Genomic DNA, 13,824 nt, shown 5'->3' on the forward strand with positions numbered 1-13,824 from the left:
TCAAAGAACCGGACCCGCGCGAACGGGGCCGGACCAACCGACAGGAGAGACGACCATGAAGACACCGATCCTGGCCGCGCTCGCGGCCCTGACCATGGGCGCCGCGGAGGCGCAGGACAGCTATACCGTCGCCCTCGACGGGACCTTCGCGCCCCATGCCATGCCCTCGCTCTCGGGCGGGGTCGAGGGCTTCAACGTCGACCTTGCCGCGATCATCGGCGAACGGCTCGGCGCCGAGATGGAGATCGTCGCGACCCAGTTCTCGGGCATTCTTCCAGGCCTCGCCGCGGGCACCTACGATTTCGTCGTCGCCCCCACCACGATCACCGAGGAGCGGGCGGAAAGCGTGCTCTTCTCCGAGGGCTACCTCAACACCGACTTCCAGTTCGTGCTCGCCGCCGACGCCGAGGAGGTGGACGCGCTCGAGGGCTTCGCCGGCAAGACAATCGCGGTCAACAAGGGCTCGGTCTACGATTCCTGGGCGCGGGAGCTCGCCCCCGAGATCGGCTGGACGGTCGAAAGCTACGGCACCAACTCGGATGCCGTGCAGGCGGTCGTGTCGGGCCGCGCCTTCGCCAACGTCGCGGGCAACACCGTGTCCGCCTGGGCGGCCAAGCAGAACCCGGCGATCAAGCTCGGCTACCTGCATTCCACCGGCCTCGTCTGGGGCATGCCGTTCCGCAAGGGCGACGAGGCGCTGCGCGCCAGGGTCGAGGCAGTGATCGAGTGCCTCAAGACCGACGGGACCATGGTCGCGCTTTCCGAGAAATGGTTCGGCGTCACTCCGGCCGAGGGCTCGGCGGCCGTCACGCCGCGGCCGGGCTGGGGCGAGCCGGGCTTTGCCGGCCACGCGGAGGACGACCACGCCCCGGGCTGCGCCGGATGAGCGACGCCCGGCCCGGACATCCCGCGCTGCAGGTCCGCGCGCTCAACAAGTCCTTCGGCACCTTCAAGGTGCTGACGGACATCGACCTGTCGGTCGATCAGAGCGAGATGGTCTTCGTGCTGGGGCCGTCCGGGTCGGGCAAGTCCACGATGCTGCGCTGCTGCAACCGGCTCGAGGAGCCCGACAGCGGCGAGATCCTCGTGGGCGGCGCGCCGTTGACCGGGTCGGGCGTGAACCTCAACGCCATGCGCCAGCGCATCGGCATGGTCTTCCAGTCCTTCAACCTCTACCCGCACCTGACCGCGCTCGGGAACGTCACGCTGGCGCTGCGCCGGGTGCAGAAGTTGCCGCGCGAGACGGCCGAGGCTGCGGCGCGCGAGGCGCTCGACCGCGTCGGGCTCGCCGACCGGGCGGGTCACCATCCCGCGCAGCTCTCGGGCGGGCAACAGCAGCGCGTGGCGATCGCGCGGGCGCTGGCGCTCCGCCCCGAGGTGATGCTCTTCGACGAGCCGACCTCGGCGCTCGATCCCGAGCTCGTGGGCGACGTGCTGGCGGTGATGCGCGACGTCAAGGCGCAGGGCATGACCATGCTCGTGGTGAGCCACGAGATGAAGTTCGCCCGCGACGCCGCGGACCGGGTGATCTTCATGGACGGCGGACGCATCGTAGAGCAGGGGACGCCCGAACAGGTCTTCGGCGCCCCGCGCGAGGCGCGCACGCGGGCCTTCCTCGGCCGCCTCCACGGGTAGCTGCCATGGACGTGTTCCTCGACACCTTCCTCAATCCGGCGGTGCTTGCGAAATACGCGCCCGCGATCCTCGAGGGCGCGGTCGTCACGGTCATTCTGTCCGTGCTGATCGTCCTGAGCGGCATCGCGCTCGGCACGGCGCTCGCCTGCCTGAGAGCCTACCGGGTGCGCCCGGTCTCGGCGCTGATCGTGGTCTATGCCGACATCCTGCGGGCTCTGCCGCCGCTCGTTCTGATCCTCCTGTTCTTCTTCGGGCTGCCCAATGTCGGCGTGACGCTGTCGGCCTCGCTCGTCCTCTACGTCGTCCTGACGCTGGTCCTCGCCGCCTTCGCCGAGGAGATCGTCTGGGCCGGCATCACCGCCACGCCCAAGGGGCAGTGGGAGGCCGCGCGCTCCACCGGGCTCGGGTTCACGCAGGCCCTCGGCCACGTGGTGCTGCCGCAGGCGGTGCGCATGGTGATCCCGCCGCTCACCAACCGCGCCATCGCCATCACCAAGATGACGGCGCTCGGCATGGTGATCGGGGTGCCCGACATCCTCGGGCAGGCGACCACGGCGCAGTCCTTCAGCGCCAACGCCTCGCCGCTCACGCTCGCCGCCGCGGCCTACCTGGTGCTGTTCCTGCCCTTCGTCATCGCCTCGCGCTGGCTCGAGGCGCGGTTCTCGGGCCCGGGGGGCTGAGCCATGGACGCGATCCTCGCGCAGTTCTTCAACCTCGAGATCATGGCCAAGGCGCTGCCGCTGGTGCTGAAGGGTCTCGGCGTCACGCTCCTGATCTGCGCGGTGGTGATCCCGCTGGGGCTTGCCGGGGGCCTGCTCGCCGCGCTCGGCTCGGTGTCGCGGAACCGCGCGCTGCGCTGGGCGTCGATCGGCTTCGTCGACTTCTTCCGGGCGCTGCCGCCGCTCGTGCTGCTGATCTTCATCTACGCGGGGCTGCCCTTCGCGGGCCTGCGCCTGTCGCCCTTCGCCGCCGTCACCATCGCCTTCTTCCTCAACAACTCGGCCTATTTCGCCGAGATCCTGCGCGCCGGCCTCCTGTCGGTGCCGAGGGGGCAGGGCGAGGCCGCGCGTTCGACCGGCATGAGCGCCACGCAGACGCTCGCGTGGGTGACGCTGCCCCAGGCGGTGCGCAACGTGCTGCCGGACCTCCTGTCGAACGCGGTCGAGATCGTGAAGCTGACCTCGCTCGCCTCCGTCGTGTCCCTGGGCGAGATGCTGCACGCCGCCGGCCTCGTGCGCTCGATCACCTACAACGCCTCGCCGCTGATGCTGGCGGCGGGCCTTTACCTGGTGCTGCTCTGGCCGCTGATCCGCGTGATCGGCCGGTTCGAGCGGCGCATCGCGAGTTGAGAAAGGACCGCACCATGCGCGAAATCGTCATCGGCGGGGCCCAGATGGGCCCCATCCAGAAAGCCGAGAGCCGGACGGAGGTCGTGGCGCGGATGCTGGCGCTGCTCGACCAGGCCGCGGGCGCGGGCTGCGACCTCGTGGTCTATCCCGAGCTCGCGCTGACCACCTTCTTTCCGCGCTACTGGATGGACGACGCCTCCGAGATCGACGCCTGGTTCGAGGCCGAGATGCCGAACGACGCGACGCGGCCGCTCTTCGACCGCGCGCGGGCGCACGGCATCGCCATCACCTTCGGCTATGCCGAAAAGACGCCGGAGGGCCGGCACTTCAACACCTCGATCCTGACCGACAGGGCGGGCGCGGTCGTCGGAAAGTACCGCAAGGTGCACCTGCCGGGTCATTCCGAATACGATCCCGACCGCGCCTTCCAGCATCTCGAGAAGAGGTATTTCGAACCGGGCGACCTCGGTTTCCCGGTCTGGCGCAACCTCGACGCGTGGATGGGCATGTGCATCTGCAACGACCGCCGGTGGCCCGAGGTCTACCGCGAGATGGGGCTGCAGGGGGTCGAGCTGGTCATGCTGGGCTACAACACGCCCTCTGTGAACAGCCAGAACGGCGCCGAGGGGCTGAAGGAACGGCTCTACCACTCGGAGCTGTCGATGACCGCGGGTGCCTACCAGAACGCCACCTGGGTCGTGGGCGTGGCCAAGGCCGGCGACGAGGACGGGCATCCGCTGATGGCGGGCTCGATCATCGTCGATCCGAACGGCTACGTGGTCGCGCGCGCGCAGACCGAGGGCGACGAGCTGATCGTGCATGCCTGCGACATGGACGCCTGCACCTTCGGCAAGACCACGATCTTCGACTTCGCGCGGCATCGCCGGATCGAGCATTACGGGCGCATCACCTCGCAGACGGGCGTGGTGCTGCCGGAATGACGCTGTCGGTGGACCTCGACGCGCTCGATGCGCGCACGCGCTACAAGCTGCTGACCGCGCTCGTGGTCCCGCGCCCGGTGGCGTGGGTCACGACGCTCAACGCGGACGGTGCCACGAATGCCGCGCCCTATTCGTTCTTCAACGTCTTCGGCCAGGACCCGGCGCTCGTCGTGCTGGGCCTCGAACACCGCGCGGGGTCGCCAAAGGACACCGGCGCCAACATCCTGCGCACGGGCGAGTTCGTCGTGAACATCGCCATGCCCGAGGACGTGGACGCCATGGTGGCGACCGCCGCAGCCTATCCGCCGCACACGTCCGAGACCGAGGCGCTGGGCCTCGCGACGGAACCTTCGGCGCAGGTGGCGCCGCGGCGGCTCGCCTCGGTGCCCGTCGCCATCGAATGCGTGCGCCTCGCCGGGCTGACCTTCTCGGCCGAGCGCGAACTGCTCGTCGGACGCGCCGTGGGCATTGCCGCGCGCGACGGGCTGATCGACCCCGACACCTGGCGCATTGACTGGGGCGGCAGCTACCCGGTGGCACGTCTCTTTGCCGACCGCTACGCTCGCCTCGAGGACATCGCGCCGCGCAGCATCCCGCCCGTGCCGACAGGACCCCAGGAATGACCGCAACCATCGACCGCACCACCGACGGCGTCTACATCATCGCCGCCACCCCCTTTGCCGAGGACGGCAGCCTCGACATCGCCAGCACCGACCGCATGGTGGACTTCTACCTCGAGACCGGTGTCTCGGGCATGACCATCCTCGGGATCATGGGCGAGGCGCCCAAGATGGCCGCGGACGAGGCGCAGCGGTTTGCCCGCCACGTGCTCGACCGCGTCGCGGGCCGCGTGCCCGTGGTGGTCGGCGTGTCGGCCGCAGGGCTCGACAACATGGCGCGGCTCGCGAAGACCGTGATGGACGCGGGCGCGGGCGGTGTCATGGTCGCGCCGCAACCCGGCATGGCGACCGAGGCCAAGCTCCGAGCCTACATGGCGCAGGTCTGTGACGCGCTGGGCGACACGCCCATCTGCTTCCAGGACTATCCTCAGACCACCGGCGTGCAGGTGTCGGTCGAGACCATCCTCGGGCTTGCGCGCGACCACGACCAGGTCGTGATGCTGAAGCACGAGGACTGGCCCGGCCTGACGAAGCTCAGCCGCGTGCGGGCCGAGACCGGGACCGCCGACGTGCCGCGGCTGTCGATCCTGACCGGAAATTCCGCGCTCTTCCTGCCGCAGGAGATGCAGCGCGGGGCGGACGGCGCCATGACCGGCTTCGCCTATCCCGAGATGCTGGTGCAGGTCGTGGCCCGCCACAAGGCGGGCGACGTGGACGGCGCCGAGGATCTCTTCGACGCCTACCTGCCGCTCGTGCGCTACGAGCAGCAGCTGGGACTGGGCCTCGCCATCCGCAAGGAGGTGCTGCGCCGGCGCGGCGTGCTCGCCTCGGCGACGGTGCGCGCGCCCGGGCCCGCGATGACGTCCCGCGACCACGAGGAGCTGACGCGCCTTGTCGCGCGGCTCGAGAAACGATTGGAGGAGCTTGCCTAATGGATCTCGGACTGACTGGAAAACGGGCGCTGGTCATGGCCTCGTCGCGGGGCCTCGGGCTTGCCTGTGCCGAGGCGCTCGCGGCCGAGGGCGCGCATGTCCTTCTCTGCGGCCGCTCGACCGACCGGCTGCAGGCGGCGGCCGACGCCATCAACGGCCGCGGTGCGGGCCGCGCGGATTTCGTCACCCTCGACCTGACCGCGGCCGACGCCGCCGAGACGCTGGCAAGGCAGGGCGAGGCGGTTCTGGGCGGCGTCGACATCCTCGTGAACAACACGGGCGGGCCGCCGCCGGGCCGGATGGCCGATGCCGACCTCGCCGTCATGGCGGCGCAGTTCCAGACCATGGTCATGACGGTGGCGGACGTCACCGCGCGCCTTCTGCCCGGCATGCGCGAGCGCGGCTGGGGGCGGATCATCACCATCGGCTCGTCCGGCGTGATCCAGCCCATTCCGACTCTCGGGCTCTCGAACGCGCTGCGCTCGGCGCTCGTCGGCTGGTCAAAGTCCCTGTCGAACGACGTCGCGGCGGACGGCGTCACGGTCAACATGCTGCTGCCCGGGCGCATCCACACCGAACGGGTGGACGAGCTCGACGCCGCCGCGGCCAACCGCACGGGGCAGAGCGTCGACGAGGCGCGCGCCGCCTCGCGCGCCACCATCCCCGCCGGACGCTACGGCCGGGTCGAGGAATTCGGCGCCGTCGCGGCCTTCCTTGCCAGCGAACAGGCAAGCTACGTCACCGGCAGCCTGCTGCGCTGCGACGGCGGCGCCATCAAGTCGGTCTGAGAAAGGGGAGGGCGTCCATGTTCGATCTCGTCATCACCGGCGGCACGGTCGCCACCGCGAGCGACACGTTCCGCGCCGACATCGGCATCACCGACGGCCGCATCGCCGCGCTCGGCCACGAGCTGCAGGGCCGCGACCGGATCGACGCGAGCGGGCGGCTCGTCCTGCCGGGCGGCATCGAGGCGCATTGCCACATCGCGCAGGAATCCGCGACCGGCGGCATGACCTCGGACGACTACACCTCCGGGTCGATCTCGGCGGCGTTCGGCGGCAACGCGTGCTTCGTGCCCTTCGCCGCGCAGCACCGCGGCATGGGCGTGACCGAGACGCTCGACCTCTACGACAGCCGCGCGACCGGCGCCTCGGTGATCGACTACGGCTACCACCTGATCGTCGCCGACCCGACAGAGAAGGTGCTGACCGAGGAGCTGCCCGCCGCCTTCGCCCGCGGCGTCACCTCGTTCAAGGTCTTCATGACCTACGACCTCATGCGCATCGACGACCGGCAGTTCCTCGACATCCTGACGGTGGCCCGCACCCATGGCGCGCTGACCATGGTGCATGCCGAGAATTCCGGCATGATCTCGTGGATGTCCGACCGGCTCGTGGCAGGCGGTCATACCGCGCCGCGCTACCACGCGCCGAGCCACCCGGCGCTGGCCGAGGCCGAGGCGATCAACCGCGCCATCTCGCTCGCGCGGCTCGTCGACGCCCCGCTCTTCATCGTGCACGTCTCGACGCCCGAGGGGGCGGGGCTCGTGTCCGATGCCCGCATGGCGGGCGCCAAGGTCTTCGGCGAGACCTGCACCCAGTACCTGTTCCTGACCCGCGACGATCTCGACCGGCCGGGCATGGAAGGCGCCAAGTTCATGTGCTCGCCGCCGCTGCGCGACCGCGGCACGCAGGAGGCGCTCTGGCGGCACCTTCAGGCCGGCACGTTCAGCATCTTTTCCTCGGACCACGCGCCCTACCGCTTCGACGAGACCGGCAAGCTGTCCAAGGGGCCGGACGCGACGTTCAAGCAGATCGCGAACGGCATGCCGGGGATCGGGGCGCGGCTTCCCATGCTCTTTTCCGAGGGGGTCGCCAAGGGGCGCATCACCCTGCAGCAGTTCGTGGCACTGTCGGCGACCAATGCCGCGCGGCTCTACGGGCTGCGCGACAAGGGCAGCATCGCGATCGGGATGGATGCCGACATCGCCATCTGGGACCCCGAGGCGCGGCACGTCATCTCGGTCGAGACCCAGCACGACAACATGGACTATTCCCCCTTCGAGGGCTGGGAGGTGACGGGCAGGCCGGTCTGCGTCCTCTCGCGCGGCACGCGCGTGATAGAGGACGGCCGGCTCCTCGCCGCGCCGGGCCATGGCCGCTACGTGGCGCGTGACCGCACCGACTTGACCGGCCATCCCGGGCACCTCGCGCCCGAGCTCGATCCGGCCACCAATTTCGGCGCTCGGATCGCGCCATGACCGGACCGATCGTCGTCATCAACCCGAACTCGAACCAGGCCGTGACCGACGGGTTGTCCCGCGCGCTCGAGCCGTTCCGGCTCGGGGGCGGGCCGGCCATCGACTGCGTCACGCTGGCCGAGGGCCCGTTCGGCATCGAGAGCCAGGTCCAGTCCGACGAGGTCGTGCTGCCGCTCGTCGCGCTTGTGCGCCGCCGCGACGACGCGAGCGCCTTCGTCATCGCCTGTTATTCCGATCCCGGGATCGACGCCTGCCGGTCGGTGGCGCCGGTGCCGGTCTTCGGGATCCAGGAAAGCGGCGTGCTCGCGGCGCTCGCGCGTGCGGACCGGATCGGGATCGTCGGCATCTCCTCTCTGTCGGAGCGGCGGCACCGGCTCTACATGCGGCGGATGGGGGTTCTCGGCCGCGTGGCGGGCGAGCGCGCGCTGAACATGAGCGTGGACGAGACCGCCCGCGGCGCCGGCACCTTCGCCCGGCTGGGCGAGGTCGGCCGGGCGCTGATGGGCGACGGAGCTGAAGCCCTGGTGCTCGGCTGCGCCGGCATGGCCGTCCACCGCGCGCCGCTCGAGGAGGCGCTCGGCATCCCCGTGATCGATCCGACCCAGGCGGCGGTCGCGCAGGCCCTGGGCGCGGTGCTGGCGCGCCGCATGTGAGTGCGCTACCGATCGGGCATGAAGATCGCCCGACGCAACGACCTGTCCCTCCGCCTGCTGGAAATCTTCGGCACGCTCATGCTGCACCGCACCACCGTCGCGGCCGCCGAGGAACTCGGCATCTCACAGCCCTCGGTGTCGACCGCGATCAAGCAGCTCGAGGGGCAGCTCGGTTTCGCGCTGTTCCAGCGGGAAAAGCAGCGCATGATGCCGACCGGGGCCGCGTTCAGCCTGTTCCAGGAGGTCGAGCCGCTCTTCGAGCAGCTGCGCTGCGTCGAGACGCGGGCGCGGGACCTGCGGGGCGGGGCGGTGGGCAAGCTCCGCCTGATGGCGACGCCGCCGCTCGGCCACTCGGTCGTGCCGCGCGCGCTGTCGGAGTTCCTCGGCGCGCGGCCGGCGGTCACCGTCCAGTACGACGTGCGCCGGATGGAGCACGTGATCGGATCGGTCGCGGCCGGCGCGGTGGAACTCGGGCTCTGCCTCGGGCTCGACACCGATCCGGGCGTCGCCGTCGAGGTGATGCGCACCGACCGCATGGTGGCCCTCATGCCCGAGGACCATCCGCTGGCCGAACTCGCCGTGGTGCGCCCGCAGGACATGGCCAACCACAGGCTCGTGGGCCTCGACCGCGAATCGCGGCTCGGTCACGCGGTGCAGAACGCCTTCAACCTGACCCGGGTGCCCTACGCCCCGCGGGTCGAGGTCCGCTACTGCCACACCGCCGCGGTACTGGCGCAGGCCATCCACGGCGTCGCCGTGGTCGACCGCTACACCGCATCCTTCCTGCCCAACATGGCGCTGGCGAGCCGCCCGTTCGACCCGCCCATCGCCCTGCCGGCCTGCCTCGTCACGCGGCGGGGCCGTCCCCTGACCGGCATCGCCGCGGGCTTCCGCGAGACGGTGCTCGAGGCGCTGACCGGCTGAGCGCGCCCGCGCCCGGTCACCGTCGAGGCGGCGCGCCGCGCAGGCCCGCGAGCACCTCGGACACCACCGCGTCCTCGACGAGCCCGTGGATGCGGAGGCTGCCGCCCGCGACGATGTCGCCCGTCTCCGGCGGATCGGCGACGAAGACCGGCTGCGGCAGGTAGATCGCGCCGTCCTCGGCATAGCCCGAGCGGTCCTCGAACGCCGCCGCGGCATGGAAGCAGAGCTCGAAGAGGAGGTCGGCATCCTCCGCCCGCGGCGCGGCGAGGTCGAAGGCCACGTGCGGCGAGGCGTCGAGCATCCGCGCCATGCGCGCCACGAGCCGGCGCACGAATTGCCGTGCCAGCGCGTCGGCCAGGTCGGGGTCGTGGCGCACGGCGCCGCTCATGTGCGGCACCGGCAGGCATTGCCGCGGGGCGGCGGGGCATCATCGTCGTGGTCCATGCCGCCGAGGCTGCCCCGGGCCCGTCAGCCCACCGTGAGCGGCCCGCTACCAGTCGAAGGCGTCGGTGACGTGGCGGCGCCCCAGCGTGAAGGCGTCCGCCACGTGCACCATGGGCGAGAGGTCCACCTCGGAACCGCCCGCGGCCAGGAGCTCGGCGAAGCGCGCGTAGAGCCCGGGATATTCCCGATCGGGGCCCGCCGCGACCTCGGTCCCGTCGACGCTCAGCCGCGCGCCGCCATCGGACAGAAGCGCCGTGCTCCCGTCGGTCTCGATCCGGATGTCCCAGGTCTGCGGGCCCTCCTGCCGCCAGTCGAAGACCGCACCGACCTCGGCGCCGCCCGGATCGCGGAAGGCGAGCGTCGCCGCGATGGGCGTCTGCCGGTTCGCGGGAAAGGTCAGCTCGGCGGCGGCCAGGTGCAGGGGCCGGGGAAAGATCGCCGTCAGCACCGACAGCGCGTTGATGCCCGGATCGAAGACGCCGAGCCCGCCCGGCTCGAACACCCAGTCCTGCCCGGGATGCCAGCGGCGCACGTCCTCCTTCCACGCGATCGACAGCCGGCGGATCGTGCGTCCCGCGAGCCAGTCCCGCGCCGCGCCGACGGCGGCCGCGTGCCGCGAATGCCAGGTGGCAAAGAGCGTGAGGCCGCGTGCCGCCGCGAGCGCCTCGAGGTCGTGCACCTCGGCGAGCGTCGCGCCGGGCGGCTTTTCCAGCATCACGTGGCGGCCCGCGAGGAGCGCGCGGCGTGCGTCGTCGAACCGGGGCACCGGCGGCGTGCAGAGCGACACGCAGGGGATGTCGGGCCGCGCCTCGAGCAGCGTCGCGAGGTCGGCGAACCCCTCGACGCCCTCGACGCGCGCGTTGCGGCTCGCCGTCGCGGCAAGCGTGAAATCGGCGCTCCCGGCCAGGGCCGGGACGTGCTGGTCGCGGGCGATCTTGCCGATCCCCACGAGGGCGATCCTGTGAGCCATGGGATCCCTTCCGGTCGATGCGTTGGTCAGTGCGAATCCTTGGGCACCGCCGCGCCGCGGCACCCTTTCAGAAAGTCGAAGTCGGCGCCGGTATCGGCACCCTCCACGTGGGCGTGGAACAGCCGCGCGTAGCCGCTCTCGGGCGCGGGCGCGGGCGGCGTCCACGCCTCGAGCCGTGCCTGCAGCTCCGCGTCCGGGATGTCGAGGTGCAGCCGCCGCGCCGGCACGTCGAGCTCGATCATGTCGCCGTCGCGCACCACCGCGAGCGGCCCGCCGCGCGCGGCCTCGGGGCTCGTGTGCAGCACGACCGTGCCGTAGGCGGTGCCCGACATGCGCGCGTCGGAGATCCGCACCATGTCGGTGATCCCCTTCCGCAGCACCTTCTGCGGCAGGCCCATGTTGCCCACCTCGGCCATGCCCGGATAGCCGCGCGGCCCGCAATTCTTCAGCACCATCACGCAGGTCTCGTCGATGTCGAGCGTTTCGTCGGCGATGCGCGCCTTGTAGTGGTCGATGTCCTCGAAGACCACCGCGCGGCCGCGATGCACCATCAGCTCCGGGCTCGCCGCCGAGGGCTTCAGCACGGCGCCGCCCGGCGCGAGGTTCCCGCGCAACACCGCGATCCCGCCCGAGGCGGTCAGCGCCCGCTCGACCGGCAGGATCACGTCCTCGTTCCAGTTCCGCGCCTCGCGCACCTCGTCCCAGATCGGCCCGCCCGACACGGTCAGCGCGTCGCGGTTCAGCAGGCCCGCCTCGCCCAGACGCTTCAGCACCACCGGCAGGCCGCCGGCGTAGAAGAACTCCTCCATCAGGTACTGCCCCGAGGGCATCAGGTTCACGATGGTCGGCACGTCGCGCCCGAGCCGGTCCCAGTCGTCGAGCGTGAGGTCCACGCCGGCGCGCCCGGCGAGCGCGAGGATGTGCACCACCGCGTTCGTCGAGCCGCCGATGGCGCCGTTCGTGCGGATCGCGTTCTCGAAGGCCGCGCGCGTCAGGATGTCCGAGGGCTTCAGGTCGTCCTTGACCATCTGCACGATCCGCCGCCCCGACAGCTGCGCCATCACCCGCCGCCGCGCGTCGACCGCCGGGATCGCGGCATTGCCCGACAGCGCCATCCCCAGCGCCTCGGCCATGGAGGCCATGGTCGACGCGGTGCCCATGGTGTTGCAGGTGCCCGAGGACCGCGTGACCGCGGCCTCCGCCTCGACGAAATCCTCCTGCGTCATCTCCCCGGCCTTCACCGCTTCCGAGAACTTCCACAGATGCGTGCCCGCGCCCACGCGCTCGCCGCGGAACCAGCCGTTCAGCATGGGCCCGCCGGTCACCACGATCGACGGGATGTCGGTCGACGCGGCGCCCATCATCAGCGACGGCGTCGTCTTGTCGCAGCCCACGAGCAGCACCGCGCCGTCGATGGGCTGCGCGCGCAGGGTCTCTTCCACCGCCATCGCGGCGAGGTTGCGGTACATCATCGCCGTCGGCCGGTAGGTGTTCTCCGAGGCCGAGAACACCGGCACCTCGAGCGGGAAGCCGCCGGCCTCCCACACCCCCGCCTTCACCTTCTCGGCAAGCTCGCGCAGGTGCCCGTTGCAGGGCGTGAGCTCGGACCAGGTGTTGAGGATGCCGATCACCGGACGCCCGTCGAAGAGGTCGTGGGGGTAACCTTGCGTCTTGAGCCAGCCGCGGTGGTAGATGTGGTCGCGCGAGGTGCCGCCATACCATTCCTGCGATCGCAGGCGGCGGGGCCAGGGCGCGGGCGTGAAGCGCATTCTGTCGTCCTTCTCTCGGGGCGGTCCGTGGACGGGCACCGCGCCCCCTCTTCTTCTTGGCGGAAATATCCCGGGGAGCGCGAGGGGCTGGCCCCTCGCGGGCCGCCGCTCCCCCCCGGCGGCTACCCCTGTTTCTGCTTGTTGTAGACGTCGAAGATGACCGCGGCGAGCAGCACGAGCCCCTTGATCATCTGCTGGTAGTCGATGCCGATCCCCATGATCGACATCCCGTTGTTCATCACCCCCATGATGAAGGCGCCGACCACGGCGCCGACGATCTTGCCGACGCCCCCCGACATGGAGGCGCCGCCGATGAAGACCGCGGCGATCACGTCGAGTTCCATGCCGAAGCCCGCCTTGGGCGTCGCGGTGTTGAGCCGCGCGGCAAAGACGAGACCCGCGAGCGCGGCGAGGAAGCCCATGTTCACGAAGGTCAGGAAGGCCAGCCGCTCGGTCGCGATGCCCGAGAGCTTCGCCGCCTTCGCGTTGCCGCCGAGCGCGTAGATGCGCCGGCCGAGCACGGTCTTCTCGGTCAGGAACGCGTAGACGATCGTCAGCACGCCCATGGTGATCAGCACGTTCGGCAGGCCGCGGAAGGTCGAGAGCTTCCAGATCAGGAACAGGCAGGCGCCCGCGATGATGGCGTTGCGCAGTGCGAAGAACGCCGCCGGCTCGTCCTCGATGCCGTAGGCGCGGTTGCGCGCGCGCTTCCTGAGGCCCATCCAGAGGATCGCCATGACCGCGACCACGCCCACGGCGAGCGCGGTCACGTTCGGCCGGTCGACGCCGAAGAGGTCCGGCACGAAACCCGTCGAGAGCGCCTGGAACGACCGCGGGAAGGGGCCGACCGACTGCCCCTCGAGCAGCCACAGCGACGCGCCGCGGAACACGAGCATGCCCGCGAGCGTCACGATGAACGAGGGGATCTTCCAGTAGGCGACCCAGTAGCCCTGCGCGGCGCCGATCAGGATGCCCGCGCCGAGGCAGAGCAGGATCGTCACCCCCACCGGCAGGCCCCATTCGACGATCATCACCGCGGCGAGCGCGCCGACGAAGCCCATGACCGAGCCCACCGACAGGTCGATGTTCCCGCCCACGATGACGATCAGCATCCCGAGCGCCATGATGATGATGTAGCTGTTCTGCAGGAACAGGTTGGTGATGTTCACCGGCCGCAGGAGCGTGCCGTCCGTCACCGCCTGGAAGAACGCCATGATGGCGATCAGCGCGAACAGGAGGCCGTAATCGCGCATGTGCGTGCCGAAATAGGCGGCCCAGCCCCTGGTCGCGGCGCCGCGGGCCGCGTCGCTTGCGGTGTGCGTCATCC

General features: G+C 70.8%; 15 protein-coding genes. 11 read left to right on the plus strand and 4 right to left on the minus strand.

All coding sequences use genetic code 11. The annotated features are described in order from the left end of the window. Positions 1–55: 55 nt before the first annotated feature. Genes RISW2_RS17700 through RISW2_RS17750 form a run of 11 tightly spaced genes read left to right on the plus strand, consistent with a single transcriptional unit; the run spans position 56 to position 9,314 of the window. Entirely contained in the window at positions 56–886 is an 831-nt protein-coding gene (locus tag RISW2_RS17700) for a transporter substrate-binding domain-containing protein (protein ID WP_043773628.1), read from the plus strand. After that, entirely contained in the window at positions 883–1,635 is a 753-nt protein-coding gene (locus RISW2_RS17705; RefSeq protein ID WP_162164342.1) for an amino acid ABC transporter ATP-binding protein, read from the plus strand. Before RISW2_RS17700 ends, RISW2_RS17705 begins: the two co-directional genes overlap by 4 nt. Before the next feature lie 5 nt (positions 1,636–1,640). Continuing rightward, the gene (locus tag RISW2_RS17710) at positions 1,641–2,315 is read left to right on the plus strand and encodes an amino acid ABC transporter permease (protein ID WP_043773631.1); all 675 of its coding nucleotides are present in this window, start codon (positions 1,641–1,643) and stop codon (positions 2,313–2,315) included. Between the two features lie 3 nt (positions 2,316–2,318). Continuing rightward, a complete protein-coding gene (locus tag RISW2_RS17715) occupies positions 2,319–2,984 on the plus strand; it encodes an amino acid ABC transporter permease (RefSeq protein WP_043773633.1) in 666 nt (221 codons plus the stop codon). A 14-nt stretch (positions 2,985–2,998) separates the two neighbouring features. After that, positions 2,999–3,925 carry an N-carbamoyl-D-amino-acid hydrolase gene (locus tag RISW2_RS17720; RefSeq protein WP_043773634.1) on the plus strand — a complete coding sequence of 309 codons (927 nt, stop codon included), beginning with the start codon at positions 2,999–3,001 and terminating at the stop codon, positions 3,923–3,925. Continuing rightward, complete coding sequence (locus tag RISW2_RS17725) at positions 3,922–4,548, plus strand: flavin reductase family protein (RefSeq protein WP_244437631.1); 627 nt, start codon at positions 3,922–3,924, stop codon at positions 4,546–4,548. The genes RISW2_RS17720 and RISW2_RS17725 overlap by 4 nt, the downstream gene beginning before the upstream one ends. After that, complete coding sequence (locus tag RISW2_RS17730; RefSeq protein WP_043773635.1) at positions 4,545–5,477, plus strand: dihydrodipicolinate synthase family protein; 933 nt, start codon at positions 4,545–4,547, stop codon at positions 5,475–5,477. Before RISW2_RS17725 ends, RISW2_RS17730 begins: the two co-directional genes overlap by 4 nt. After that, complete coding sequence (locus RISW2_RS17735) at positions 5,477–6,265, plus strand: SDR family oxidoreductase (RefSeq protein ID WP_043773636.1); 789 nt, start codon at positions 5,477–5,479, stop codon at positions 6,263–6,265. The genes RISW2_RS17730 and RISW2_RS17735 overlap by 1 nt, the downstream gene beginning before the upstream one ends. A 17-nt stretch (positions 6,266–6,282) precedes the next feature. Continuing rightward, a complete protein-coding gene (gene hydA / locus RISW2_RS17740) occupies positions 6,283–7,737 on the plus strand; it encodes a dihydropyrimidinase (RefSeq protein ID WP_043773637.1) in 1,455 nt (484 codons plus the stop codon). Then, positions 7,734–8,390, plus strand: a complete 657-nt coding sequence (locus RISW2_RS17745; RefSeq protein WP_043773638.1) for an aspartate/glutamate racemase family protein — start codon at positions 7,734–7,736, stop codon at positions 8,388–8,390. The genes hydA and RISW2_RS17745 overlap by 4 nt, the downstream gene beginning before the upstream one ends. 18 nt (positions 8,391–8,408) lie before the next feature. Then, positions 8,409–9,314, plus strand: coding sequence for a LysR substrate-binding domain-containing protein (locus tag RISW2_RS17750; RefSeq protein WP_043773639.1), 906 nt, complete (start codon positions 8,409–8,411; stop codon positions 9,312–9,314). 16 nt (positions 9,315–9,330) lie between these two features. On the opposite strand, the gene RISW2_RS17755 is transcribed toward RISW2_RS17750, so the two are convergent. From RISW2_RS17755 to mmsB, 4 genes are all read right to left on the minus strand, one after another. Next, positions 9,331–9,702: a hypothetical protein gene (locus RISW2_RS17755; protein ID WP_043773640.1), complete on the minus strand. Its 372-nt coding sequence runs from the start codon at positions 9,700–9,702 to the stop codon at positions 9,331–9,333. A 102-nt stretch (positions 9,703–9,804) separates the two neighbouring features. Next, positions 9,805–10,728, minus strand: a complete 924-nt coding sequence (locus tag RISW2_RS17760) for a Gfo/Idh/MocA family protein (RefSeq protein ID WP_043773642.1) — start codon at positions 10,726–10,728, stop codon at positions 9,805–9,807. A gap of 26 nt (positions 10,729–10,754) precedes the next feature. Continuing rightward, positions 10,755–12,497 carry an L-arabinonate dehydratase gene (araD, locus tag RISW2_RS17765; protein ID WP_043773644.1) on the minus strand — a complete coding sequence of 581 codons (1,743 nt, stop codon included), beginning with the start codon at positions 12,495–12,497 and terminating at the stop codon, positions 10,755–10,757. A 122-nt stretch (positions 12,498–12,619) separates the two neighbouring features. After that, on the minus strand, positions 12,620–13,822 hold the full coding sequence (mmsB, locus tag RISW2_RS17770; protein WP_043773646.1) for a multiple monosaccharide ABC transporter permease: 1,203 nt from the start codon (positions 13,820–13,822) through the stop codon (positions 12,620–12,622). Between the last annotated feature and the right edge of the window lie 2 nt (positions 13,823–13,824).

Source organism: Roseivivax isoporae LMG 25204 (assembly GCF_000521865.1).
GTDB lineage: Bacteria > Pseudomonadota > Alphaproteobacteria > Rhodobacterales > Rhodobacteraceae > Roseivivax > Roseivivax isoporae.